The 2,232-nt window shown below is 74.7% G+C and carries 2 protein-coding genes; both read left to right on the top strand.

Features of this window, described 5'->3' with window-relative positions:
- Positions 1-70: 70 nt before the first annotated feature.
- The gene (locus Q7F20_RS18445) at positions 71-898 is read left to right on the top strand and encodes a DUF4397 domain-containing protein (RefSeq protein WP_305741510.1); all 828 of its coding nucleotides are present in this window, start codon (positions 71-73) and stop codon (positions 896-898) included.
- 94 nt (positions 899-992) lie between these two features.
- Positions 993-2,144, top strand: a complete 1,152-nt coding sequence (locus tag Q7F20_RS18450; protein WP_305741511.1) for a glycosyl hydrolase family 8 — start codon at positions 993-995, stop codon at positions 2,142-2,144.
- Positions 2,145-2,232: the final 88 nt, after the last annotated feature.

Below are 2,232 nucleotides of genomic sequence, written 5' to 3' on the forward strand. Positions count from 1 at the left end.
CGCAGCCGCCGCAGCCGCCGCAGCCGCACCCACGCACCAGACCCGAACCACGACCAGAAGGAGCACCACCATGCCCGGACCTCGTCGCACCCTCCTCGTCGGCGCCCTCGCCACGAGCCTCGTCGCCGCAGCCGTCGGCCTCGCCCCGCAGGCCGCCACCGCCGCGACCACCGCCGCACCCGCCGCGGGCAGCTCCGGCGAGGGCTGGCTCCGCGTCGGCCACCTCTCCCCGGACACGAAGGGCGTCGACGTCGAGCTGTCCAGCCTCGCCGGCGGCAAGAAGGTCTTCGAGCTCGACGACGTCACCTACGGCCAGGTCAGCCCGTACCAGGAGCTCCCGGTCGGCACCTACGTCCTGTCGATGCGTGCGGCGGACGCGCCCGACTCCACGCCCGTGATCTCCACCGACGTCACGGTGGACAAGGGGGACGCGAGCACAGTCGTCGCGTACGGCAAGAACGACGCGCTCAAGACGACCGCCTTCACCGACGACCTGCAGCAGCCCGGCGACGGCAAGGCGAAGCTCCGGCTCGTGCAGGCCGCGACCACCGCGAAGTCCGTGGACGTGAGCACCTCGGAGGGCACCGCGGTCGCCGAGGACGCAGCCTTCGGCACGGCCACGAAGTACGCCACCGTCGACGCCGGCAAGTGGACGCTCGACGTCTCGGGCAGCGGGCAGCGGGGCACGGCGAAGGTCGACCTCGCGGGCAACACCGTCTCGACGCTGTTCGTGCTCGACGACAGCAAGGGCGACCTCACCGTCGTGCCCGTCACGGACGCGGCAGCCACGGCGTCCACGCCGACCGGCGGCGTGCAGACCGGCGGCGGCGGTGCCGCCGACCCGGTCACGCAGGCCACCCACGAGGTGATCGCGACGCTCCGTTCGCTGTTCCACTGAGCACTGACTGGAGGCGCGGATCACCCGGTCAGACCCGCCCGCGTGATCCGCGCCTCCCGTCGACCACCCCACCCCAGTCAGGAAGGCAGGCCGCATGACCCGCAGGACCTGGATCCCCGTGACCGCCGCAGCCGCGGTGCTCGTCGCGCTCGGCATCGCACTCGTCGCGGTGCGGCCGTGGGGCGCCGCGCAGCCCGAGGCGGGAGGCACGTCGACCCCGACGTCCTCGCCGGCACCGGACGCGGCGCGCTCGCCGGGACAGCTGCGGACGGACTTCCTCGACCGGTACGTGCAGGACGGCCGGGTCGTACGCACCGACCAGGGTGGCGACACCGTGAGCGAGGGGCAGGCGTACGGGCTCCTCATCGCCTACGCGAACGGTGATCGCGAGCGGTTCGGCGAGATCTGGACGTGGACGAAGCGGCACCTGCTCACCGACGACCACCTGCTCGCCTGGCGGTGGACGCCCGACGACGGCATCGCCGACGGACAGTCCGCGAGCGACGCCGACCTCGACGCCGCCCGGGCGCTCGTGCTCGCCGGCTCGTCGTGGGACGAGTCGCGGTACACCGAGGCGGGGAAGACCATGGCCGCTGCGATCCTCGAGCACGAGACCGCGACCACCGAGCTCGGCACCATCCTGCTGCCCGGGCCGTGGGCCGACTCCGAGCCGTACCGGTACGACGCGTCCTACGCGTCGCCGGCGGCCTACGACGTGCTGGCGAAGGCGACCGGCGACGATCGCTGGAAGGCCCTCGGCTCCGGCTCGCGCGCAGTGACGCGGGCGGTCCTCGAGGCCTCCGACCTGCCGAGCGACTGGTCGCAGGTGCACGCCGACGGTTCGGTCGACCCGATGCCTGCCACCGGCGGGGACGACCGGGTGCTCTACGGCTACGACGCGATGCGGCTGCCGCTCCGGTACGCCGAGGCGTGCGCCGCTCCGGACCGGTCCCTCGCGGGGTCGATCGCCCCGACCCTCCGGCGGCAGACGCAGTTGGCGGCGCAGCTCGACCTCGGGGGCACGGCCGTGACGGGCGACACGAACGCGCTGGCGTACGTGGCTCGGGCTGCGGCGGAGCAGGCCTCCGGGCAGTCGGCAGCGGCGGCGACGGACCTGCGTCGGGCCGACCGGATGGCTGCCACGACGCCGACGTACTACGGGGACGCGTGGGCGGCACTCGGCGCGACGATGCTGACGTCGGACGTGCTCGGCGGGTGCGCCACCCGTGGCGGGGGTGCCTCGTGAGCGGGCGGCGGCGGGCCGGGTCCCGCGGGGGCGAGCCCGAGGCTCGGCGGGGCGGGTCCCGCGGGGTCGGGCCCGAGGCTCGGCGGGG

It is taken from the genome of Curtobacterium sp. A7_M15, from assembly GCF_030705415.1.
Taxonomy (GTDB): Bacteria; Actinomycetota; Actinomycetes; order Actinomycetales; family Microbacteriaceae; genus Curtobacterium.

What these genes read in the sequence shown, in the direction of transcription:
- Q7F20_RS18445 (WP_305741510.1), top strand. Translation starts at nt 71, where the DNA reads ATGCCCGGACCTCGTCGCACCCTCCTCGTCGGCGCCCTCGCCACGAGC.
- Q7F20_RS18450 (WP_305741511.1), top strand. Translation starts at nt 993, where the DNA reads ATGACCCGCAGGACCTGGATCCCCGTGACCGCCGCAGCCGCGGTGCTC.